22 protein-coding genes are annotated in these 23,024 nt (G+C 67.2%); 8 read left to right on the forward strand and 14 right to left on the reverse strand.

Features of this window, described 5'->3' with window-relative positions; all coding sequences use genetic code 11:
- Positions 1-125 precede the first annotated feature (125 nt).
- A complete protein-coding gene (locus AC5P65_RS03015) occupies positions 126-932 on the forward strand; it encodes a calcium-binding protein (protein ID WP_495215417.1) in 807 nt (268 codons plus the stop codon).
- Positions 933-1,048: 116 nt separating this feature from the next.
- Here AC5P65_RS03015 and AC5P65_RS03020 read toward each other — a convergent pair whose 3' ends face one another.
- The 6 genes from AC5P65_RS03020 to rpsU all read right to left on the reverse strand — a co-directional run bounded on the left by AC5P65_RS03020 (position 1,049) and on the right by rpsU (position 6,196).
- Complete coding sequence (locus tag AC5P65_RS03020) at positions 1,049-2,020, reverse strand: bile acid:sodium symporter family protein (RefSeq protein ID WP_049453414.1); 972 nt, start codon at positions 2,018-2,020, stop codon at positions 1,049-1,051.
- A 28-nt stretch (positions 2,021-2,048) separates the two neighbouring features.
- The gene (locus AC5P65_RS03025; RefSeq protein WP_164144982.1) at positions 2,049-2,549 is read right to left on the reverse strand and encodes a protein tyrosine phosphatase family protein; all 501 of its coding nucleotides are present in this window, start codon (positions 2,547-2,549) and stop codon (positions 2,049-2,051) included.
- Positions 2,550-2,576: 27 nt separating this feature from the next.
- A complete protein-coding gene (gene dnaG / locus AC5P65_RS03030; protein ID WP_021202937.1) occupies positions 2,577-4,316 on the reverse strand; it encodes a DNA primase in 1,740 nt (579 codons plus the stop codon).
- Positions 4,317-4,377: 61 nt separating this feature from the next.
- The gene (locus AC5P65_RS03035; protein ID WP_164144983.1) at positions 4,378-5,298 is read right to left on the reverse strand and encodes a YihY/virulence factor BrkB family protein; all 921 of its coding nucleotides are present in this window, start codon (positions 5,296-5,298) and stop codon (positions 4,378-4,380) included.
- Positions 5,299-5,403: 105 nt separating this feature from the next.
- Positions 5,404-5,847, reverse strand: coding sequence for a GatB/YqeY domain-containing protein (locus tag AC5P65_RS03040; protein ID WP_021202938.1), 444 nt, complete (start codon positions 5,845-5,847; stop codon positions 5,404-5,406).
- Between the two features lie 133 nt (positions 5,848-5,980).
- Complete coding sequence (gene rpsU / locus AC5P65_RS03045) at positions 5,981-6,196, reverse strand: 30S ribosomal protein S21 (protein WP_002808376.1); 216 nt, start codon at positions 6,194-6,196, stop codon at positions 5,981-5,983.
- A 166-nt stretch (positions 6,197-6,362) separates the two neighbouring features.
- Between rpsU and tsaD the strand changes: the two genes are divergently transcribed.
- A complete protein-coding gene (tsaD, locus tag AC5P65_RS03050; protein ID WP_058981476.1) occupies positions 6,363-7,388 on the forward strand; it encodes a tRNA (adenosine(37)-N6)-threonylcarbamoyltransferase complex transferase subunit TsaD in 1,026 nt (341 codons plus the stop codon).
- A 33-nt stretch (positions 7,389-7,421) separates the two neighbouring features.
- On the opposite strand, the gene AC5P65_RS03055 is transcribed toward tsaD, so the two are convergent.
- Positions 7,422-8,087 (reverse strand): hypothetical protein, encoded by a 666-nt coding sequence (locus tag AC5P65_RS03055; RefSeq protein WP_206621594.1) that lies wholly within the window; start codon positions 8,085-8,087, stop codon positions 7,422-7,424.
- A gap of 357 nt (positions 8,088-8,444) precedes the next feature.
- On the opposite strand from AC5P65_RS03055, the gene folB reads away from it, so the two are divergent.
- From folB to AC5P65_RS03075, 4 genes are all read left to right on the forward strand, one after another.
- Positions 8,445-8,798, forward strand: a complete 354-nt coding sequence (folB, locus tag AC5P65_RS03060) for a dihydroneopterin aldolase (protein WP_005407807.1) — start codon at positions 8,445-8,447, stop codon at positions 8,796-8,798.
- Between the two features lie 91 nt (positions 8,799-8,889).
- Positions 8,890-10,161 (forward strand): mechanosensitive ion channel family protein, encoded by a 1,272-nt coding sequence (locus AC5P65_RS03065; RefSeq protein ID WP_021202941.1) that lies wholly within the window; start codon positions 8,890-8,892, stop codon positions 10,159-10,161.
- A 128-nt stretch (positions 10,162-10,289) separates the two neighbouring features.
- A complete protein-coding gene (locus tag AC5P65_RS03070; RefSeq protein WP_111098415.1) occupies positions 10,290-12,464 on the forward strand; it encodes a glycoside hydrolase family 3 N-terminal domain-containing protein in 2,175 nt (724 codons plus the stop codon).
- Positions 12,465-12,593: 129 nt separating this feature from the next.
- Complete coding sequence (locus AC5P65_RS03075; RefSeq protein ID WP_111102245.1) at positions 12,594-13,151, forward strand: hypothetical protein; 558 nt, start codon at positions 12,594-12,596, stop codon at positions 13,149-13,151.
- A 115-nt stretch (positions 13,152-13,266) separates the two neighbouring features.
- Here AC5P65_RS03075 and AC5P65_RS03080 read toward each other — a convergent pair whose 3' ends face one another.
- On the reverse strand, positions 13,267-14,436 hold the full coding sequence (locus AC5P65_RS03080) for a PQQ-dependent sugar dehydrogenase (RefSeq protein ID WP_111102246.1): 1,170 nt from the start codon (positions 14,434-14,436) through the stop codon (positions 13,267-13,269).
- 168 nt (positions 14,437-14,604) lie between these two features.
- Between AC5P65_RS03080 and yiaA the strand changes: the two genes are divergently transcribed.
- Positions 14,605-15,057: an inner membrane protein YiaA gene (yiaA, locus tag AC5P65_RS03085; RefSeq protein WP_111102247.1), complete on the forward strand. Its 453-nt coding sequence runs from the start codon at positions 14,605-14,607 to the stop codon at positions 15,055-15,057.
- Positions 15,058-15,164: 107 nt separating this feature from the next.
- On the opposite strand, the gene AC5P65_RS03090 is transcribed toward yiaA, so the two are convergent.
- From AC5P65_RS03090 to AC5P65_RS03115, 6 genes are all read right to left on the reverse strand, one after another.
- Positions 15,165-15,488 (reverse strand): hypothetical protein, encoded by a 324-nt coding sequence (locus AC5P65_RS03090; protein ID WP_069139911.1) that lies wholly within the window; start codon positions 15,486-15,488, stop codon positions 15,165-15,167.
- Between the two features lie 110 nt (positions 15,489-15,598).
- Positions 15,599-16,900 carry an APC family permease gene (locus AC5P65_RS03095; protein ID WP_021202946.1) on the reverse strand — a complete coding sequence of 434 codons (1,302 nt, stop codon included), beginning with the start codon at positions 16,898-16,900 and terminating at the stop codon, positions 15,599-15,601.
- Positions 16,897-17,658, reverse strand: coding sequence for a L,D-transpeptidase family protein (locus AC5P65_RS03100; RefSeq protein WP_188249979.1), 762 nt, complete (start codon positions 17,656-17,658; stop codon positions 16,897-16,899). Before AC5P65_RS03100 ends, AC5P65_RS03095 begins: the two co-directional genes overlap by 4 nt.
- Before the next feature lie 15 nt (positions 17,659-17,673).
- Entirely contained in the window at positions 17,674-18,522 is an 849-nt protein-coding gene (locus AC5P65_RS03105; RefSeq protein WP_019662204.1) for a MurR/RpiR family transcriptional regulator, read from the reverse strand.
- Positions 18,523-18,880: 358 nt separating this feature from the next.
- Positions 18,881-19,975, reverse strand: coding sequence for a dipeptide epimerase (locus AC5P65_RS03110; protein ID WP_005415027.1), 1,095 nt, complete (start codon positions 19,973-19,975; stop codon positions 18,881-18,883).
- The gene (locus tag AC5P65_RS03115; protein ID WP_495215418.1) at positions 19,972-21,411 is read right to left on the reverse strand and encodes an SH3 domain-containing protein; all 1,440 of its coding nucleotides are present in this window, start codon (positions 21,409-21,411) and stop codon (positions 19,972-19,974) included. Before AC5P65_RS03115 ends, AC5P65_RS03110 begins: the two co-directional genes overlap by 4 nt.
- A gap of 132 nt (positions 21,412-21,543) precedes the next feature.
- Here AC5P65_RS03115 and AC5P65_RS03120 point away from each other — a divergent pair, with 132 nt between their 5' ends.
- A complete protein-coding gene (locus tag AC5P65_RS03120; protein WP_197597674.1) occupies positions 21,544-23,016 on the forward strand; it encodes a transglutaminase-like domain-containing protein in 1,473 nt (490 codons plus the stop codon).
- Positions 23,017-23,024 lie beyond the last annotated feature (8 nt).

The following is a 23,024-nucleotide window of genomic DNA, read 5'->3' on the forward strand; positions in this document are numbered from 1 at the left end:
CGAGCCCATGCTCGGCTGAGGGGTGGTTGGAAGAGCAGCCGAGCGTGGGCTCGGCTCTACACTTGATCTCTTCCAGCGGCGTCGCCATTACTGTTCCTGACCGCAAAGGAAAGGAAGGCGCAGGGATGCATTCGATCTTCCGTTGGACCGCTGCGCTGCTGCTGGCGCTGGGTGTGGCCCTCACCGCGCATGCCGATGACACCGCCGCGCAGATCCGCCAGCATGCCGGTGAGCACCGCCTGCTGGTACTGGGCGAATTCCACGGCACCCGCGAGACCCCATTGCTGGTACGCCAGCTGGTGGACGACTACAGCCGCAACGGCCCGGTCCTGCTGGCGCTGGAACTGCCACGCGCCGAGAACCCTGTGCTGCGCGGCTATCTGGAATCCGATGGCGGGGCCACGGCGCGCCGGCACCTGCGCGGCCGCGCGTTCTGGACCGTGCGCGATGACCAGCATGATGGTCGCCGCAGCCGTGACATGCTGGCGATGATCGAAGGCCTGCGTGTGCTGAAGGCGCAGGGGCGCGTGATAGAAGTGGTTGGCTATGACGTCAATGCCAGCAGTGGCGGCAACCAGGCGCGCGATGACTTCATGGCAGCCGAGTTGCGACGGCTCTATCGAGGGTTGCCAGACAATGCACGCATGCTGGTGCTGACCGGCAATGTCCACGCCATGCTGCGGCGGCCGGAAGGTATGCCGCCGGAAATGCAGAGGCGGCCGATGGCCTCCCAGCTGCGGGACCTGGATATCTACAGCGTGCGGTTGGGTGCGCAACGTGGTCAGACGTGGGGATGCGCGGGCGGTTGCATGGCGCGGCCACTTCGAAAGCAGGTTGCCACGGGGCCGCGGGTCGCTGCAGGGGCGGAACGGCCGTACGACCTGTGGGTATGGATGCCGGAACTGAGCGTCGGGACGCTGGTGGATCCGTAGCGTCAGGCAAGCCATCCACGCATGGCGTGGATCTACTCCGGATCACAGGTGTCAGCCGAGCGTGGGCTCGGCTCTGCAGTAGATCCACGCCATGCGTGGATGTTCTCCCCATCGGGTCAGGGCTTGCGTCGCGCGTACCGCTGCGCGATCACGCCGCAGACGATCAGCTGGATCTGGTGGTAGATCATCACCGGCAGCACGATGGCGCCGAGGCTGCCGCCGGCGAACAGCACCTTGGCGATTGGCACGCCGGTGGCCAGGCTTTTCTTCGAGCCGCAGAACACGATGGCGATCTCGTCCTCGCGGTTGAAGCGCAGGCGGCGGGCGATGAAGGTGATCAGAGGCATGGCGATGCCGAGCAGCACGGCGGCCACGACCGCCACGGCCAGCAGCGAGAGCAGCGGCGTCTTGCTCCACAACCCTTCGGTCACCGCTTCGCCGAACGCCGAATACACCACCAGCAGGATCGTGCCCTGGTCGGTGTAGCGCAGCAGCGCGCGCTGCTTCTCCACCCAGCCGGCAATCCACGGCCGCAGCAGGTGGCCGGCCACGAACGGCACCAGCAGCTGCAGCATGATGCCGCCGATCGCGTGCAGCGGGTCGTGCACGCCGCCGGAGGTGCCCGCCAGCGCGGTCAGCAGCAGCGGGGTCAGGAATACGCCGAGGATGCTCGACAACGAGGCACTGCACACCGCTGCGGGCACGTTGCCATGCGCCATCGAGGTGAACGCGATGGACGACTGCACGGTGGAGGGCAGGGTGCACAGGAACAGCACGCCCAGGTACAGCTCCGGCGTCAGCAGCCAGCCCGACAGTGGCTTGAACATCAGCCCCAGCAGCGGGAACAGGAGGAAGGTGCAGGCCAGGATGGTCAGGTGCAGCCGCCAGTGCAGCATGCCGCCAATGATCGACTCGCGCGGCAGGCGTGCGCCATGCAGGAAGAACAACGCCGCGATGGCGACCGTGGTGACATCGTCCAGGACGATGGCGGCGGCGCCCTTCATCGGCAGCAGGGAGGCCAGGCCGACGGTGCACAGCAGGGCGAGGGTGAAGTTGTCCGGTCGCAGGCGCGACCACCAGCGGGTCATGGTGGGCAGAGTCCTTGGTGCGGAGGGTTCAGGGCGAGGTGACCGGCGTGGCCAGGCGTTGGCGGGTGGCGGCTTCCAGCGAGGTCAGGCCAGCACGCTGGCCCAGCTGCAGGGCCTGTTCGGGGCTGGCATGTTCGTAGCGTGCGTTGACCAGGCCGAGCACGGCGCCGGCGCGGTTGCCGGACGCACAGTGCAGCAGCACAGGCCCCTGGCTCTGCCGCAGGGCCTGGTGCACGGCGCGCACGTTGGCGGCATCGAGCCCGTCGGCACCGGCCACCGGAATGCGCACGTAGCGCAGGCCCAATGATTCGGCGAGGCGGGTTTCGTCGAAACCCCGGTCCTCGCCGGGCTGGCGCAGGTCGATCACGGTGCGCACCCCCTGCGCGGCAAGTTCGCGCAGTTGTGCGGCGGAGGGCTGGCCGCCGGCATACAGGCCCGGGCGGACTTCATTGAGCGGGCCATCTGCGGCCAGGGCCGCCAGTGGCGGGCAGAGCGACAACAACAGCAGGCAGGTCAGGCGCAGCAGCATGGTCCTCTCCGTGAAAACGTTCTGCCGCTACAGGCGCAGCCCGGCGCGCGCCTTCAGCAGCTCGCGCAGTTCGTACTTGTCAGTATCATCCAGGCCCTGCTGGCGCTGCTTTGCCAACAACTCCTCCAGGCGTTGCACCAGCAGCTGTTTCTCCAACTGGGCCACAGCATCGTGCAGTTCCTGGGTCCAGCTGGCCTCGGTGCCGGGCAGCGTCTGAGCGGCCAGCGTATGCAGCGACGCCTGTTCCTCGCGGCCGTCGAAGTGTTCCAGCAGGGCGCCGGTGCTGATGTCCGGGCGCTGTTCGACCAGCCCCAGCAGTTCCAGCAGCAGTTCCACACCGGGCAGGCGAAGGCCCTGGAAGTGGTGCTGGCCGCCCAGGGTCAGCGCCAGTGAGGGCTGCTGCAGCAGCACAGCGATCGCGCCTCGCACCAGGCTGCGCCTGGCCACCGGCTGGATCGCCCGCTGTGGCTGGCGTTGCGGCATCGGTGCGCGCACAGACGGGGCGTTGCCGCCGAGCCCGGTCAGCTGCGCCAGCTGCTGCTTCATCAGGTCGCCGAAGGCACCGTCGGGAATCTGCGCCAGCATCGGCTTTGCGCGTTCGGCCAGGCGCGCCTTGCCGTCCAGCGTGCCCAGGTTGATCTCGCGGGTCAGTTCATCGAAGAAGAACTGCGACAGCGGCGTGGCCTGCTTCAGGCGCTCGTTGAAGGCCTCGGCGCCTTCCTTGCGCACGATGGTGTCGGGGTCTTCGCCATCGGGCAGGAACAGGAAGAAGGCCTGGCGGCCATCCTTCATGCGCGGCAGCACCGACTCCAGAGCCTTCCAGCCGGCGCGGCGGCCGGCGGCATCGCCGTCGAAGCAGAAGAACACGTCCGGTGCGTTGCGGAACAGCAGCTCGGCGTGGTCCGGCGTGGTCGCCGTACCCAGCGTGGCCACCGCCTGGGTGACCCCGAACTGGAACAGCGAGACCACGTCCATGTAGCCCTCGACCACGATCAACCGCTCGATCTTCTGGTTGGCCTGGCGCACCTGCCACAGGCCGTACAGTTCGCGGCCCTTGTGGAAGAGCGCGGTTTCGGGCGAGTTGAGGTACTTGGGGCCGTCGTCCTTCTCGAACACGCGCCCGCCGAAGGCGATCACCCGGCCACGACGGTCGAAGATCGGGAACATCACCCGGTCGCGGAACTTGTCGTAGACGTGGCCGCGATCATTCTTGGAGAACAGGCCGGCGCGGTCGAGCAGCTTCATGCGGCGCTCGTCCTTGCCCAGCGCATCGCGCAGGCCGCTGTAGCCATCCGGTGCGTAGCCGATCTGGAAGCGCGCGCGGTTCGCTTCGTCCACGCCACGGCTTTCCAGATACGCGCGTGCCTTCTCGCTGCCTTCCAGATTCTTCTGGAAGAACTTGGTGGCGGCGTCCAGCGCCGAGTACAGCTCGCGGCTGTCGTCCTGCTGCTGGGGGCTGCGCGGGTTTTCGTTGCGCGGTACTTCCATGCCGGCACGCTTGGCCAGCTCATCCACCGCGTCGAGGAACTCGAGGCGGTCGTAGTTCATCAGGAAGCTGATCGCGGTGCCGTGCGCGCCGCAGCCGAAGCAGTGATAGAACTGCTTGGTGGGCGAGACCGTGAACGAGGCCGAGCGCTCGTCATGGAACGGGCAGCGCGCGGCGTACTCCTTGCCCTGGCGCTTCAACGGCACGCGGCTGCCCACCACCTCGACGATGTCGGTGCGGGCGAGCAGGTCGTCGATGAAAGCGTCGGGGATACGGGCCATGGGCAACAGGGCAGGGCGCGGTGCAGGACCACGCGACGGAACCGGGGGCGGTCGGCCTAGTTTACCCCCTGTCGGGCACCTGGCTGGCGGTTGCCGGATCGATGCCGGCTGCGGCCAGGTGATGGCGCGCGCGCAGGCGCTCATCGATCACCGCCGTCATCAGGGCGCCAACGAAGAACACGACGGTGGCGTAGTAGATCCAGACCAGCGAGATCACCAGCGCACCCATCGAGCCGTAGGCACTGCCGGGGGCCACGGTGGCGATGTAGACGCCGATGCCATAGCGGCCCAGTGCGAACAACGCCGAGGTGATGGCACCGCCGATGAAGGCCTGGCGCCACGCCACGCGGCGGTCGGGCAGGTAGTGGTACATGAAAGCGAACCCCACCGCGTACAGCAGCAGGCTGGTGACGTAACCCAGCGCGGGGAGGATCGAGGGCAGTTGCGCGAAGGCCACCTGCAGTACCGTGGTGGCAGTCATCGACAGGATCAGCAGGAAGCCCAGGGCCAGCACCACGCCGAACGAGAACACGCGCTTGCGCAGCCAGGCCTTGAGGCCCTCCAGGCGCTCGCCGCTGGTGCGGAAGATGAGGTTCAGTGCGTTCTGCAGCTGCGCGAACACGGCGGTGGCGCCCACGAACAGCAGCAGCGTGCTCCACAGCCCTGCCAACGAGCCGACGTCGGGCTGGTTGTCGGCGTTCTTCAGGACGGTCTCGGCCACGATCGCAGCACTGCTGCCGGCCACCGAGCTGATCTGGTCGACCAGCGCCTGCTGTGCCGGCGGGTACAGCGAAGCGGTCAACCACAGCAGCAGCACCAGCAGCGGTGCCATCGACAGCAGGGCGTAGAACGAGACGGAGGCTGCCTGGGTCAGCACGTCGACGTCGATGAAGCGCTTGGCCACCGCCATCGGAAAGCTGTCCTGCAGGCGCTTGAGGTACTTGTGCAGGGACACGGGAACGTTGGGCTCGGGTTCAACCATGTGTGCGGTTGTAGCAGGCGACCGACGAAGGTGCGGTGAAACGGGTACATCAATTGGGGTCAGAGCCCTTTCGCGTTGCGAAAGGGATCCGACCCCGTTGCCGGATTACGCCAGCTGCTGCTTGACCAGCTTGGACACCAGGCCCATGTCGGCCTGGCCAGCGAGCTTGGGCTTCAGGGCGCCCATCAGCTTGCCCATGTCGGCCGGGCCGGAGGCGCCGGTCTCGGTGATGGCGGCCTGGATGGCGGCCACGATCTCGGCTTCGCCCATCTTGGCCGGCAGGTAGGCTTCGATGACCACGATCTCGGCGCGCTCGATCTCGGCGAGGTCTTCGCGGTTGGCGGCTTCGTACTGGCTGACCGAGTCCTTGCGCTGCTTGACCATCTTGTCGAGCACGGCGATCACGGCGGTGTCGTCCAGCTCGATGCGCTCGTCCACTTCGCGCTGCTTGATGGCGGCATTGATCAGGCGGATCACGCCCAGCTTGTGCTTCTCGCCCGCCTTCATGGCGGCCTTCATGTCTTCGGTGAGCTGCTGCTTCATGCTCATGAGGAACCTCGTGGTGGTAGGTGGGGCGGGGCGGATGCCCGAACCCGGAAACGCAAAAAGCCGGCGACGCTCGCGCGTGCCGGCTTCGGCTCCATCGCAACGGGCAGGCCCGCCGCAATGAAGATGCGTCCGATCAGTACAGGCGCTGACGCTTGGTGACGTCGCGCGACGAGCGGCGCAGCTGACGCTTCACAGCAGCGGCGGCCTTGCGCTTGCGCTCCTGGGTCGGCTTTTCGTAGAACTCGCGCTTGCGGGTTTCGGCCAGCACACCGGCCTTTTCGCAAGTGCGCTTGAAGCGGCGAAGAGCAAACTCGAAGGGCTCGTTCTCGCGGACTTTGACGCTGGGCATGGAATCTCCGGGACACAGTAGAACCGGGTCACGCCCGGCGAGCCGCACATTATAGCGGCGAATCGACAAACTGCAAGCGGCCAACCCTGAATACGGGCCGGCGGTTCGAAAGCAGTGAGATCTGCGCGCTCCCCGAGGGGACGGCAGGGGCGTCATAATAGCAGGCATGCGAGTCCTTGGCATCGAATCTTCCTGTGATGAGACCGGCGTGGCGGTGTATGACACCGACCTGGCCGGCAGCGCAGCCCTGCGCGCCCATGCGGTCTACAGCCAGATCGCCCTGCACGCCGAATACGGTGGCGTGGTGCCCGAGCTGGCCAGCCGCGACCACGTCCGCAAGCTGCTGCCGCTGGTGCGCCAGACCCTGGCCGACGCCGGTCTGGGTGTAGGCGATATCGATGGCGTCGCCTATACGGCCGGTCCCGGCCTGGTCGGCGCGCTGCTGGTGGGTGCGGGCGTGGCCCGATCACTGGCCTGGGCGCTGGAGGTCCCGGCCGTCGGCGTACACCATATGGAAGGGCACCTGCTGGCACCGCTGATGGAAGACGACCCGCCGCAGGCCCCGTTCGTTGCGCTGCTGGTGTCCGGTGGCCATACCCAGCTGGTGGCGGTGGATGCGATCGGCCAGTACCGGCTGCTGGGCGAAACCCTGGACGATGCGGCTGGCGAGGCCTTCGACAAGACCGCCAAGCTGATGGGCCTGCCGTACCCGGGCGGCCCGCAGCTGGCCAGGCTGGCCGAGCAGGGCACGCCGGGCGCGTACCGCTTCGCGCGGCCGATGACCGACCGCCCGGGGCTGGATTTCAGCTTCTCCGGCCTGAAGACCCAGGTCCTGATGGCCTGGCGAGACAGCGACCAGAGCGAGCAGACCCGCGCCGATATTGCCCGGGGCTTTGAGGACGCGGTGGTCGAGACCCTGTCGATCAAGTGCGAGCGCGCGCTGGAAGCGGCCGGGACGAACGTGATCGTGGTTGCCGGCGGTGTAGGTGCCAACAAGCGCCTGCGCGCCCGCCTGCAGCAGATGGCCGAGCGCCTCGGCGGCCGCGCCTGCTTCCCGCGGCCTGCACTGTGCACCGACAACGGCGCGATGATCGCCTTCGCTGGCGCGCTGCGGCTGCAGGCTGGCCAGCACAGCCCGCCGAAGGTGGATGTGACCCCGCGCTGGGACATGGCGACCCTGCCGGCGGTGTGAACCGATAGCGTCGGGCCATGCCCGGCGGACGCATTACCGATGCACTGCCAACGGCGACGCCGCCAGCACGGTTGTCGCCCGCTCATGGCGCTGCAGCCAGCCCAGGGTGTGTGGGCAGCGGGCATGGATCAGCCGCCCGATCGCGGCCAGGTCGGCACCGAGGTCGCGCTCGAGGATGGGCTCGTGATGGGCGATGCGGTTGCGCAGGTGGCGGATGCGGCCAATATCCGCGTGGATGGCTTTCCGGATGACACTGGGGTGGGCGCAAGGCGCATGGCGCAGGACTCCGCTGAGTGCCGGTATCCACAGCGTGGAATCGAAGCGACATGTGAATAGCTGCTGCCAGAACACCATAGGCAGGTTGGCGACGATTTCAGGTGTATCGCTTGCGCGACTGGCAAGTTGTTCCAGTGCCGTGCGTGGAGAAGTACTGGACGAAGTTGGCAGCCTGCGTCTGAAGGCATCATTCCAGGGCCAACGTGGACCGTGCTGCCGAACAAGAACCATTGCCGCGGCGTTGCGGGTGACCACCTCGCACAGATGGACCGGCATCATCAGTGCACTGCACAGCCGCATGTTCCAGAGGTAGAGGGATTCGGCTGTGACGTCGGGGCCGCAGGTCGATGCGATTCTCTCGTAAGTAGACAGACGCTCCGCTGACAACGCGCGCCGCAGTACATCGTATGGAGCCATCGTCATGTGCGGTGGTGAAGAAGGGATCGATGTTCGCGAGAGTGGGCGGCGGCGACCATCAGGGAACGTCCTTGTCCGCGCGGCTGATTTTCTGCGTTTTGCCTCGGACGAATACCTGACCTGTCCTGTCGGATTTGGCCTTGACCGGCGATCTGGTCCTTGCCTAATCTGCGTGCCTGCGCCACCGGGACTCGCGGCTGGATTCCAGCTCCCCCTGGGGACAAACGGTAGTACCAAAGGGCCCCGCTAGCAGGGCCCTTTGTTTTTTCCGGGCCGCCCCACGCCGGTGGCCCACCGCCCGTTCCGGGCAGGCTCACCGCCGTGCCGTTACCATGGCCGCCTGTATTCGTGCCGGTAAGCGCAATGGACAAGGTTTTCATCGAAGGGCTGACGATCGACGCCCTGATCGGTATCTACGATTGGGAACGACGGATCCGCCAGGACCTGGTGTTCGACCTGGAAATGGGCTTCGACAACCGTCGCCCCGCGGCCACGGACGACATCGCCCACACCCTGAACTACAAGGCGGTGAGCAAGCGCCTGGAACAGTTCGTGCGCGAGTCGGAGTTCGGCCTGGTCGAGACGCTGGCCGAGCGCTGCGCGCAGATCGTGCTGGACGAATTCGACGTGAAGTGGCTGCGCCTGAAGCTGAGCAAGCCGGGCGCGGTGCGCGGCGCGCGTGCGGTGGGCGTGATCATCGAACGCACGCGGGACTGACCCGGTCGTGCCGGCCGTTGGCCGACAACCCCGGTAGTGCCGGCCGCTGGCCAGCAACCTTGGCAACAACGAAACAGACAGGAGACAACTGATGGTGGATGCGGTGGTGGCGGTACAGTGGCTGGAACGGCTGCAGAACACACTGGAACCCTATCCCGGCGCCTACCTGGCGTTGATGATCTCGGCGCTGCTGATCGCGGCCGGCCTGGCCAACTGGGTGACCAAGCGCATCCTGCTGCGTGGCCTGCGGCGCCTGCTCAGCCGCCTCCCCGGCGCTGACACCGGCCGCGGCAGCCACCTGATGCGGGTGATCTCGCGCCTGTCCAACGTGGTGCCCAGCCAGGTGATCGCCTCGGGCATCCGCATCGTGCCGGACCTGCCGCCGGGCCTGGTCAGCTTCATCATCGGCGCCTGCCAGGCGTGGGCGATCCTGACCGTGGTGCTGGCCATCTCGCATGCGCTGGATGCGGCCAACGATTTGTACGAGCGCCGCCCCGAGGCACGCAACAAGCCGATCAAGGGCTACCTGCAGGTCGCCAAGATCGTCCTCTTCGTGATCGCCGGCCTGTCGATCGTTGCCACCCTGGCGGGCGTCGACCTGCGCTATCTGGTCACCGGCCTGGGCGCGGCCACGGCGGTGCTGATGCTGATCTTCCAGGACACCATCCTGTCGCTGGTGGCCAGCGTGCAGATCAGCGGCGATGGCCGGGTGCGCATCGGCGACTGGATCGAGATGCCCAGCCAGAACGCCGACGGCGACGTCATCGACATCGCGCTGCACACCATCACCGTGCAGAACTTCGACAAGACCATCACCACCATCCCGACCAAGAAGCTGGTGACCGAGTCGTTCAAGAACTGGCGCGGCATGCAGGAAGCCGGTGGCCGCCGGATCAAGCGCGCGCTGTACCTGGACCAGCACAGCGTCGGCTTCCTGGACGAGGGCGACCTGGCCTTCCTCGGCGAATTCGCGCTGCTGCGCGACTACCTGCGCGACAAGGAACAGGAACTGGGGCAGTGGAACGGGCGCCTGCGCGAGCAGGGCATGGCCGAGGTCAACAGCCGCCGGGTGACCAACCTGGGCACGTTCCGCGCGTATGTGGAGCGCTACCTGCGCAGCCATCCGGGCATCCATACCGACATGACCCTGCTGGTGCGGCAGCTGCAGCCGACCACCGAGGGCCTGCCGCTGGAGCTGTACTGCTTCACCCGCAGCACCGCCTGGGGCGAGTACGAGGCCGTGCAGTCGGACATCTTCGACCACCTGCTGGCGATCCTGCCAGCCTTCGGGCTGCGCGTGTTCCAGGCGTCCAGCGACGCCATGTTGATGGCCGGGCAGCGCCAGTTGGCCGGCTCGGAGTAAGCTGCGGTGGCCCCGGCGGAGCCATACGGACCCCGCTGGTGGCTGAAACTGAATGAAGAAACCTCTCGCCAAATGGCTCGGGATCGCTAGAATGCCGGGCTTGTAAACGTTTTCATCAAGGACTGCCGGTGGCCTCCGAACGCATCGAATCCCTCATTGCCCAGATGACCGTCGAGGAAAAGGTCGGCCAGCTGGGTGTCTTCGCGGACATGGTCCGCCCGTTCGCCCCGGACGTGAACCCGGAAGCCAACGTGCGCAATGCCGACCAGGTGCTGCAGCAGGTGCGCGAGGGCAAGGTCGGCTCGCTGTTCAATGGCGTGGGCGCCGAGCTGGGCCGTCGCATCCAGCAGGTCGCCACCGAGGAGAGCCGCCTGGGCATCCCGGTGATCCTGGCCGCCGACGTCATCCACGGCATGCGCACCGTGTTCCCGATTCCGCTGGGCGAGGCCGCCAGCTTCGAGCCGGACCTGGCCGAGCGCACCGCGCGCGCCACCGCCATCGAGGCCACGGCCGCTGGCCTGCACTGGACCTACGCCCCGGCCGTGGATATCGCCCGTGACCAGCGCTGGGGCCGTGGCGCCGAAGGGGCCGGTGAGGACGTGGTGCTGGGCTGTGCGTTCGCCGCCGCCCGCGTGCGCGGCTTCCAGGGCAGCGACCTGCGCGCCGCCGATTCGCTGCTGGCCACGCCGAAGCACTTCGCCGCCTACGGCGCGGTGATGGCCGGCATGGAATACAACATGGTGGACATCTCGCCGCAGACCCTGCGCGACGTGCACCTGCCACCGTTCAAGGCCGCCTTCGACGCCGGCGCGATCACCGTGATGTCCTCGTTCAATGACATCAACGGTGTGCCGGCCAGTGCCAACGCTGAACTGCTGACCGACATCCTGCGCGGCGAATGGAAGTTCCCGGGCGTGGTGATCTCCGACTACACCGCCGACATGGAGCTGGTCGCCCACGGCTATGCCGCCGACGATCGCGATGCCACCGCCAAGGCGTTCACCGCCGGCCTGGACCTGAGCATGCAGAGCGGCTTCTACGCCGAGCACCTGCCGGGCCTGGTCGAGAGCGGCGAGGTGCCCATGGCGGTGCTGGATGAGGGCGTGCGGCGCATCCTGTGGCTGAAGGAAACCATCGGCCTGTTCGACGACCCGTACCGTTCGCTTGACCCGGCACGCGAAGCCGATACCTCGTACCTCGACGCGCATGACGAACTGTCGCGCGACGCCGCGCGGCGTTCGATCGTGCTGCTGAACAACCGCGACAACGTGCTGCCGTTGCAGAAGACCGGGCAGAAGATCGCGCTGATCGGCCCGTTCGTGCAGGACCGCGAGAACATCGAAGGCTGCTGGACGCTGTTCGGCGACAAGCAGCGTTACGTGGACCTGGAGACCGGCGTGCGTGCCGCCATCGGCGACGAAGCGATGCTGGAAATCGTGCCGGGCTGCGAACTGGAAGCGGCCATTCCGGGCGGTACCGAAGCGGCGGTGGCTGCCGCGCTGCGCGCCGATGTGGTGGTGTTGGCGCTGGGCGAACCGCAGCGCTACAGCGGCGAAGCACAGTCGCGCGTGGAGATCACCCTGCCGCCGGCACAGCAGGCGCTGGCCGAGGCCGTGGCGATGACCGGCAAGCCGCTGGTGGTGCTGCTGCGCAATGGTCGCGCGCTGGCGCTGCAGGGCGCGGTGCGCAATGCACAGGCTGTGGCGGTGACCTGGTACCTGGGCACGCAGACCGGCCATGCCGTGGCCGATGTGCTGTTCGGCGACTACAGCCCGTCCGGCCGCCTGCCGGTCAGCTTCCCGCAGGTGTCCGGCCAGCAGCCGTACTTCTACAACCACCCGCGCACCGGTCGCCCGGAACTGCCGACGATGTCGGAGTTCAAGGCCCGCTGGCGCGAGATTCCGAACGAACCGCTGTACCCGTTCGGCCATGGCATCGGCTACACCACCTTCGCCTACGGCGTGCCGCAGCTGAGCACTGCACAGCTCGGCTGGGACGACACCCTGACCATCACCACCACGCTGACCAACACCGGCAGCGTTGCTGGCGAGGAAGTCGTGCAGCTGTACATCCACGACCGTGTGGCCAGCCGCGTGCGTCCGGTGCGCGAACTGAAGGACTTCCGCAAGGTGGCACTGCAGCCGGGCGAGTCGACCGACGTGGTGTTCACCCTGACCCGCGAGCAGCTGGCCTTCACCGGCCGCGACGGCGTGCTGCGTGCCGAGCCGGGCCTGTTCGACCTGTGGGTGTGCGCGTCCTCGGCGGCTGGCGAAGCGGTGCAGTTCGAACTGCTGAAGGCCTGATTGAAGAAAAAGGGGACGGAGGGGATTAAGTCGTTAGTGGCACAAACGACTTAATCCCTCCGTCCCCTTTTTGTTGCCGTCACTGTGGCGGCGCTACCATCGGGCCTCCTGTTTCGATGGAGTGCGCGCATGCGCCGGATGGCCTACCTGATTCCCGCCCTGATGCTGGCCGCCTGTTCGCAGCCGGCGGCACCGCCGGCCGAGCCTGCGGCGGATGCGCCGCCGCCGATGGAGGCCAGCGCGGCAGCGACGCCTGCCGCTGAACCGACAGCGCCGGCTGCTGGACCCGCCGACTTAGCACCGCCCGCACCGGCAGCCGAGGCGCCCGCCGAGGATGCGCGTGCGCGCATCGAGTCGCTGCTTGGGGATGCCGCGCAGTTCGAGAAGGTCTTCAATGCGTTCAAGACCGCCGTGGTTGGCGGGGATCGCGCTGCGGTGGTCGAGGAAGTGCGATTCCCGTTGAACATCAGCGGCGGAAAGAAGATCTCCGGCCCCGGAGAGTTCCAGCGCAACTACGAGAAGATCATCACCCCGGAGGTGGTCAAGGCGGTGTCCGAGCAGGACTTCGGCAAGGTGTTCGTCAACCAGCAGGGCGTGATGATCGGCAGCGGCCAGGTGTGGTTGAGCGGCCAGTGCCTGGACCAGGCCTGCACGAAGACCGAGGTGAAGGTCATCACCATCCAGTAAACGCAGACGGCCCCGCGTGCGGGGCCGTTTGGCAGGGTAGTGCCGGCCGCTGGCCGGCAACCGCCGGATGCCGGAAGGATCCAGGTGCCGGCCAGCGGCCGGCAGTACCGGGGCATCAGGTCTTCGGGGTGAGCTTCAGCAGGCGCGCCTTGCTGCCGTCTTCCAGCAGCCACAGGGCGCCATCCGGACCCTGTTCCACTTCGCGGATGCGCTCGCCCATGTTGAAGCGCTCAGCTTCGCGCGCGCCGTCGCCGTCAAAGGCCACACGCACCAGCGAGGTCGACGACAGGCCACCGATGAAGCCGCTGCCCTTCCACTGCGGGAACAGGTTGCCGCTGTAGATCACGAAGCCGGCCGGCGAGATCACCGGCGTCCAGGTCACCTTCGGCGCGGCGAATTCCGGGCGCGTGTCGTGGTCGGGAATCGGCCGGCCGTCGTAATGGTCACCATTGGAAACGATCGGGTAGCCGTAGTTGGCGCCGCGCACGATCAGGTTCAGTTCGTCGCCGCCGGCCGGGCCCATCTCGTGTGCCCACAGCTTGCCGTTGGCGTCGAAGGCCATGCCAAGGATGTTGCGGTGGCCCAGCGACCACACCTGCGCGGCAACGCCGCCCTGTGAGGCGAACGGGTTGTCGGCGGGCAGGCTGCCATCGTCGTTGAGACGGATGATCTTGCCGAGGTTGCCGCCCATGTCCTGGGCCGGATCGAACTTCTGGCGCTCGCTGGAACTGATCCACAGCTTGCCGTCGGGGCCGAACGCGAGGCGATGCCCGTAGTGGCCCTCGCCGCTGACCTTGGGGCTCTGCCGCCAGATCACCTTCAGGTCCTTCAGCTGGCCACCGCCGTTGGCATCCATTGCCAGCGTGGCCCGGGCCACGGCAGCACCGCGGGTGTCCAGCGTGCCTTCCTCGGCGTAGCTGAGGTAGATCACGTGATTACTCGCGAATTGCGGGTGCAGGATCACGTCACCGAAGCCGCCCTGGCCGCCGTAAGCGACCTTCGGAACGCCGGTGATCTCATGCTTCTGGCCGCTGGCCGGATCCAGGTGCTGCAGCTTGCCGCGCTTTTCGGTGACCAGCAGGCTGCCGTCGGGCAGGAAGGTCATCGCCCAGGGCTGGTCGAACCGGCTGATTTCGGTGGCGGTGAACGGGCGCTGGTCGGCAGTGGTGGAGGCTGCAGGCGCTGCGGTCTGGGCGCCGTTGGCGGCCGGGTCGGCGGCATTGCAGGCGGAGGTGGCAAGGATCGGCACCAGGCCGAGGGCGAGCAGCAGGGGCGTGCGGGTCATGGGTATCTCCAGTGCGGGGATGCGGATGGCCGGGCTGTCCCTTGTATACCACTGGCGCCGTGAGCGTCGTGGCCCGAAGGTCCTGCGACCCCTGTGCGAGCGCGGCGGGATCGTCTAGGGTGGGCACGCCCGGGCAAAGCGTGCCCGTCTGCCTGCCAAGGACCTGCAATGAACACTGCCATGCCCCACAAGCCCTCCACCGCCTTCATCGCCGCCTCATGGGTGGCCCTGCTGCTGGGTGCGGCGGCCTACCTGATCGGCCTGTTCAACGCCACGATGGCGCTCAACGAGAAGGGCTACTACCTGACCCTGCTGCTGTTCGGCCTGTTCGCGGCGGTGTCGCTGCAGAAGAGCGTGCGCGACCGCGTCGAAGGCATTCCGGTGAGTGGCCTGTACTACGCGCTGTGCTGGTTCGCGTTGCTGTCGGCGCTGATGCTGCTGCTGGTTGGCCTGTGGAATGCCACGCTGGCATCGAGCGAGAAGGGCTTCTACGGCATGGCGTATGCACTGTCGCTGTTCGGCGCGGTGGCCGTGCAGAAGAACACCCGCGACCTGATCGCCGCCGGTGGTGGCGGGAGCAAGCACCGCGCGATCGTGCCGCCGCTGCCGGAACAGGAGTGATCGATCCGGTGTAGAGCCGAGCCATGCTCGGCTCAGTCGAGCATGGCTCGACGTTACAGGCGTGGTGCGAGAGCCGAGCGTAGGCCCGGCTCTACAGAAGCATGGCGCTATCGCTTCAACAGCGGGTCCGCCAGGTGCGCTTCGTCCCAGCCACGGCGCACGGCATTGCGTGCCTGCGCCCATTCCAGCCGGCTGCGGCCACGTTCATTGGCCCAGCGCGATTCCAGCTCGGCTTCGACCTGCTCGTAGGCGCGGATCATGTCCTGCGCACGCGCGGCGTGGCCGATGCGGTAGGCAGGCTCGTAGTCCTCGAAGAACAACTGGTCGTCGTAGTACGGCTCGGCCGTGTAGCGTTCGCGCCAATAGTTGCTGACCGCGTCGCGCGGCGTGCTGTCGTCCGGTACGCGGCCGGGAATCTGGTACTCGGTCATGGAAGGCTCCGTTGTGGACGAAGCCTGATCGTGCCTGCGTGGCGGTTAACGGCCCGGTCCGGCAGCGTGATAACCAGATCAATCCGCCGGGCATGGCCCGGCGCTACCGGTCATCCGGCGTCGGCATCCTTGCGCGGCAGCTTGTAGATCACCGCGCCGATGGCGAACGCCACCAGCGCAGCAGCGATGTTCTGCCAGCTGGCACTGGCGAACAGGGCCAGGCACAGCAGCAGCGCCAGTACCGGAATCAGCGGGCCACCCGGCAGTTTCAGTGCGCCCGGCCGGTCCGCATAGCGCTTGGCCAGCACCAGTACCGCAGCGGCCGTTCCGATGTAGGCGAACAGGCGCGTGGTCATCGACAGCAGGGCCAGCTGCACGAACGAACCGGACAGGGCCAGGCCCAGCGCGATCAGGCCTTGGCACAGGATCGACGCGGCCGGCGTGTGGAAGCGCGGATGCACCTGCGCCAGGATCTTCGGCCCATAGCCATCGCGGGCCAGTGCGAACAGGAAGCGAGGGCCCATCATCATCGTGTTGCTGTTGGTGCCGAGGATGGAGATGGTGGCGCCGACCGTCAGGATCAGCGCCAGTGCTTCGCCTCCGAAGCCGGCAGCGGCATCGGCCAGCGGCGTGGCCGAGCTGGCCAGGCCGGCCAGCGTGCCCTGTGCCACCACCTGCACCGCGCCGTAGATGACGGTGACGGTGATGATCATGGTGATCAGCGCGAACGGAATATCGCGGCGCGGATTGCGGTACTCGCCGGCGGCGGCCGGGATGTTCTCGAAGCCGGCATAGGCGTACAGCAGCAGCAAGGCGGCCTCGCCCATCCGTTGCAGGTCGTTCGGGTCCGGGCGCTGGCCGGAGAAGGCCAGCTGCGGGTCGATGTAGAACGCACCGATGGCCACGAACAGCAGCAGCGGCAGCATCTTGCCGATCACCAGCACCACGCCGGTACGCGCGGCCGAGCGCACGCCGATGATGTTGACGCCGGTCAGGAAGCCCAGCGACACCACGATCACCGCGATGCGCCCCATGCCGGCACCGGCCCACGGCCAGAAACGCGCGACGGCATCGGCCAGCGCGTTGCTGAGTGCGGCCGCCGAGCTGATGCGGGTCAGCCAGATCATCCAGCCGATCTCGAAACCGGCGAAGCGCCCGAACGCCTCGCGTGCATACAGGTAGCTGCCGCCGGGTTCATCGAAGTAGCTGGCGGCCTGCGCATAGCACAGCACCAGCAAGGCCACGACGATGCCGGCGGCGACCACGCCCCACAGGCTGAAGGGGCCGAGCAGGGCGACGGTGGCGGCCGGCAGCAGGTAGATGCCGCTGCCGATCACATCGTTGATCGACAGGCCGACGATCTGCCAGCGGCTGACCGCGCGTTGCAGCTGCGGTTCGTCCTGCGTGCTCAACGGACGTCTCCGGCCAGCGCGGGCAGTTGCCACTGCGCCTGCAGGCGCTTGTACTCCGCGCGCGGCAGCAGCACGAAACGCGGCGTATCCTGCGGCCGCAGCCAGTCCAGCAGCGCCTGCATGCGCGCTTGTGGCATGGCCGTGCAGCCGGCGGTGGCCTCGCCGGGCTGGCGCCACAGGTGGGCGAAGATGCAGCTGCCCTTGCCGGGCTGGTTGTCCGGGTTGTGGGCGATCACGAAGCCCTCCCGGTAGCGCACGTCGCCCTTGTTGTGCAGATCCAGCCGCATCGGCTCGGTGGAGCCCTTGACCGCTGCATTGCCGACCTTCTTTTCATCAACGATGCGGTTGTAGAACGGTGAACCGGGTACGTCCATGCAGTAGCTGCTGTCCAGCATCGGCTGGTAGGGCATGGCGGTACCCGGGCGGGTGACGGCATAGCCGAACGCACTGCCGAGCGCGAACACGCCCGCAGGGCTGCGGCCATCGCCTTCCTGCTTCTGCGGGCCGTCGGCCTGCGCCGGGTGCAGGCCCAGGCCCCAGGCACTGCCAGTGCGGCCGAGCGCCACCGGGAACGCCTGTCCATGCGCGTGCCAGCCCTTGCCATCGCGCACATAGGCCTGCAGCTGGCCCTCGGTGCTGTCCCAGCCATCGCTGGTAACCACGATCAGCTGGCGCGCACCATCCAGCGGCGCGGCGTGGACGGAGACCGCCGCGGCAAGCAGCAGTGCAGCGGTAGCGAGACGGACCAGCGATTTCATCAACAGGTGCTCCGGTCAGGAATCCAGCAGGTGGTCGATCCGCTCCAGGTTCACCGCCAGCTGCTGCTGGCGATCCGGATTGGTGTGGCAGAGCAGCACGAACAGGAAATCGAGCAGGGCGTGCATGGCGCTACGGTACAGCAGCTGCGCGACCTGCGGCGTGCGATCGTGCGCGCACACCACCAGCGCTGCGTCAGCATGCGCGCGCAGCGGGTTGGCGGTATGGCGGGTGATGGAAATCATCTTGCCACCCATGTCCTGGAACTGGCGCGACAGCTGCGATAGCTGCGGCAGGTTGCCGAATTCGGAGAACACCAGCAGCGCATCGCCCGGGCGCGCGGCCGACAGGTTGGCCAGCATCAGGATCGGGTCGGTATGGGGTACCACCAGCAGCCCGAGCAGCGACAGCCGCATGGCAAACTCGCGGGCGAACAGGCCGTCGTCTCCCAGGCCGTACACGAACAGCTTGGGCGCACCGTCGAGCAGCTGCACGATGCGCTCGATCTCCGCGCGTGGATTGGCCTGGCGTGTTTCCTCCTCGGCCTGCGCCTTGCTGCGGCGCAGCGCCTCGCCCAGGCGCAGGTAGTCATCGCCGCTGTCGGGTTCGTCGGGCGCCTGCTGCGGATCGGCACCGGCGCGGGCGACGTCCTGGCCGATGGAGTACTTCAGGTCCGGGTAGCCCTTGAAGCCGAGCTTCTGGCTGAACTTCACCACGCTGGACTGGCTGATGCCGAGCGCACTGGCCAGCTGCTGTGACGAGTAGTCGCGCAGCAGGTGGGCGTTGTCGAGGATGAAGTCGGCGATGCGGCGCTCGATGGCCGACATCTGCCCGCGCTCGGTGCGGATCTTCAGCAGGGGCGGCATGCGGGGTGTCCGGGCATGTGTGGGCGCGTTGCGGCTGGCAGCGTAGAGCGTGTCATGGAATGGGTCGAGCGGGTTCCAGCCTCGAAGAGGTTACGGAGCGCAGTTGTTGCTTTTGACGTTGAGTCCGCCTTCAAGCGAGCCGGGCACCGCAGGTCCGGCGAGGGCGAAGAGGCGCGGGTGTCTGAGCGTAGCGAGTTCCCGCGCCGTCCCTCGACGGGCCGAGGAGCGCAGGGAACCGGTGCGTAGCACCGGCTCGCGGCCGGCGGAGCGTTTCTTCTGGTTACTTTTCTTTTCGCGAAAAGAAAAGTAACGCGCGACCCAGCGCCAGTGGCACGCAACGTCAGCCGCAAGGCAGAAATCACCCCAGCATCTCCAGCCCACGCACTTCGGTGATGCCCAACCCCGGCACGTCGCTGATGCTGATCTCCGATTCGTTGAAATGCACGCCGCCGCTGACCGGGTCGAACTGGCCCAGCGAGGGACCGTCGAGGTCAACCTTGGTGATCACATCACTCTTGGCCACGGCCAGGTGCACGGCTGCGGCCACGCTGATGCTCGACTCGATCATGCAGCCGATCATGCACGGCACGCCGTAGATGCCGGCGATGTCGGCGATGCGGATAGCGTTGGACAGGCCGCCGGTCTTCATCAGCTTGATGTTGATGATGTCGGCCGCGCGCTGCTGGATCAGGTCCATCACCTGGCTGGGGCTGAACACGCTTTCGTCGGCCATCACCGGCGTGTTGACGCGGTCGGTGACGTACTTCAGGCCACTGATGTCCGCGGCCTTCACCGGCTGCTCCAGCAGCTCCAGTACCACGCCGGCTTCCTCCAGCGTGCGCATCGCATGCACCGCCTGCTTGGCGGTCCAGCCCTGGTTGGCATCCAGGCGCAGCAGGGCGCGGCCTTCCACGGCGGCATGGATCGCCTTGACCCGTTCGATGTCCAGCCCGATGTCCTTGCCGACCTTGATCTTCAGCGACTCGAAGCCGCGTTCGATCGCCGACAACGAATCGGCCACCATCTTGTCGATGTAGTCCACGCTGATGGTGATGTCAGTCGTGATCACCGGGTCGCCGCCGCCGAGCATCTGGTACAGCGGCGCACCGTGCAGCTGCGCCCACAGGTCGTACAGGGCGATCTCCACCGCGGCCTTGGCGCTGGTGTTGCGCTCCATCGCGGTCTGCACCAGCGTGCACAGGTGGTTGAGGTTGACCACGTCCTGGCCGATCAGGCGCGGGGCGATGAAGTGGCGGATCGCCTCGATGATCGAGCCGTGCGTATCGCCGGTGATCACGGCGGTGGCCGGGGCTTCACCATAGCCGGTGTTGCCGCTGTCGGTGCGGATCAGCACCACCACGTCTTCCACGGTTTCCACCGTGCGCAGCGCGGTCTTGAACGGTGTCTTCAACGGCACGCGCAGCATGCCCAGTTCGATGGCGGTGATCTTCATTCGGGAGTCTTGGCCCGCAGGCGCTGGATGTTGGTGATGCGGTCGATGTAGCGGACGGTGTCGCTGGCCATCATCGGCTCCAGCGGCGTGACCGAAACACCATTGAGATGGGCCTGCACGCGCGTGCCGTCGGCACCGAACCAGCTGCCGCCCGCCGTATCGTGGATCACCCAGGTGCGGCCGTCGACGTGGCCGATGGCCATCATCACGTGGCCGGGGATGTAGACCAGGTCGCCGACCTTCAGGTCGGTGACCGCACGGTCGCGCGCGGCCTTGCCGACCTTGTCGGTGAACGGCAGGCGATCCAGTGCCGGGCTGACCGCCTGTGCACTGGTATTGCGCGGCAGCAGCACGCCGAAGCTGCGGTAGATCTCGGAAACGAAACCGCTGCAGTCGCGCGTGTCGTAGTCGTGGCCCCAACCGTAGCGCTCGCCGAGGAACTTGAAGGCCTGCTGCAGCAGCAGGCGCGGGGTCAGTGGCAGGTAGTCGGCGGCGGTGTCCTGCGAGCGCGGCAGCAGCGCTGGCACCAGCTTCAGGCGGCCATCGGCTTCGCGCACCGGCAACTGCACCACCCACGAGGCGTGCGCCTGCTGGCCGTTCACCGGTTCTGAAGCGGGCCAGTCGGCCAGCACCGGCAGGCGCACGCCCATGTCCAGCTGCAGGCGCGATACGCGCGGCTCCTCCGGGGTATAGGCGGTCTGTGCGGTGGCGCCGGTGACGATCCGGTACGGTCCCTTCGCGCCATAACCGAGCACCGTGGCCTTGTCGCCGCCGGCGATGGCGTCGGCTTCGATCCACGCGCTGTAGCGCTCGCTGTGCACGAACAGCCAATGGCCATCGGTACTGCGATGGACCACGGTCACCTTGTCGCCGGGGAACAGTGCCGATTCCTGGAAGCGGTCGATGTCGGTGTCACCGGCAGTGCTGAAGACCCGCTCGCGGGTGGGGAAGGTACGCAGTGCCGCGCGCTTCACCACCAGCCCGTAGGCCGGTGCCACCTGGACGGGAATCGCATCGAGGCCGAGGTTGGCTTCGATCGCGCTGCGCAGCGCGGGTGCGATCGCCTGGCCCTTGTCGTTGTAGAGGGCGCGGGTGGGCCAGCTCGACAGCGCGGTGATGCTGGCGCGAACCGTCGCCGCATCAAGCTGGGCGGGCAGTGCGGCGATGTCCTGGATGTGGCTGTCCTGCGCCCGCATCCGCGCGTTCTGTGCTTCGATCTGCGCGCGATCCAGAATCGGCGCATCGGCGTTGTCCAGGCGCGCGGCCCAGTACTGCGGGGTCAGATAGGCCTCGTGCAGGCCGATCACATAGGGCAGCGGCGCACCCGGGTCGGGCGGTGGGGCCGCCTGTGCAAAGGCCGGAGCGGCCAGCAGGCACAGGGCCAGGGTCAAGCGGCGCGGCCAATGCCGGTGCCGTTCGCGGAAAGCCAGGCTCATGCGGTGCACACCCTCCTCGAATGCCTGTTGGAATATTTATTCCTTTCGGCATGGAAAGCAAGAATAAATTATTGACCGGCATCCCGGCCCGTGTTACACAGCCATTACCACCCGCGCTGGGGAAGTGTCGCTGTGGATCCTGCCGTTCGCAAACCGCGTCTGACTGCCGCCGCCGGCCTGGGTGCCGTGTTGCTGCTGTGGGTGTCGGCCACGCAGGCGACGGATGGGCATAGCAGCCAGCAGCGGGCGCGCCAGACGCAGGTGATCGATCTGATCGACAGCGGTCGCTTCAGCGATGCCGAAGCGCTGCTGGCAACGGCAGGCGATACCACCGAGGGGACCTTCCAGCGCGAGCGCATGCGCCGCATCCGCCTGGATTTTTCCCTCGACGAGGCCGCGGCCAAGGCGGCCGTGCGCCGCTGGATTCCCGATCTGACCGACGAGGAATTTGCGCGCTGGGACCAACTCGGCCTGATCGAGCATCTCGATACCGATGGCGAGCGTTGGTACTTCAAGCGCGCACCGTCGAACCTGTTCCTGCTCAGCGACGAAGCACGCGCGCGCCGCCGCACGGATGCACCGATGCCGCCTCCGGGCCCCAACGAAGTGCTCAACGCCCACCACGCAGGCGTGGTTGCCGCGGCCGAACAGAGTGGCCAGGCGTCGGTACTGCCGCAGCGCTACGAATTCACCCAGTCGCTCACGGTGAAATCCGATGTGGTGCCCGCCGGTGAAACGATCCGCGCGTGGATTCCGTACCCGCGCGAGATCCCCGGGCAGCAGGAACAGGTGCAGTGGCTGGGCAGCACCCCGGGCAAGGCGCGGGTGGCACCGGCCAGTACCCTGCAGCGCACCGCGTACCTGGAAGCCAAGGCAGTGGCTGGGCAGCCGACGCGCTTCGAGATCCGCTACGCGGTCACGATCCTCGCCCGGCATACCGCGATCGACCCGGCCAAGGTACAGCCAACCCCGGCTGATCCGGCCTTGAAGCCCTATCTGGCCGAGCAGCTGCCGCATGTGCGCTTCACCCCGGCGCTGAAGCTGTTCTCCGACCAGGTACTGCAGGGCGAGACACGTCCGTATGAAGTGCTGCGCAAGCTGTTTGCTGCCGTGGATCGCATTCCCTGGGCCGGTGCGCGCGAATACTCCACGCTCAGCAACATCAGCGATTACGCGCTGCATGCCGGCCATGCCGACTGCGGCCAACAGACCCTGCTGCTGATCGCGCTGCTGCGCATGAACGGCATTCCCGCGCGCTGGCAGTCGGGCATGGTGTTCTCCGGCGATGGCAGCGGCTACAACAACCTGCATGACTGGGGGCAGGTCTACCTGGCGCCGTATGGCTGGCTGCCGATGGACGTGACCACCGGCGCGCTTGCCAGCGATGTGCCTGCACTGCGCGATTTCTACCTGGGTGGCCTCGACGGCTACCGCATCGCCTTCAACGACGATTTCGGCCAGCCCTTCGTGCCGGCCAAGCAGCACTTCCGCTCGGAAACGGTCGACTCGCAGCGCGGCGAGGCCGAGTGGGCAGGCGGCAACCTGTACTTCGACCAATGGAGCTACGACTTCCAGTGGCGGGTACTGCCAGCCAGGCAACGCTAGCGCGACAC

This window comes from Stenotrophomonas sp. YJH_SMC_48-3 (genome assembly GCF_059369375.1).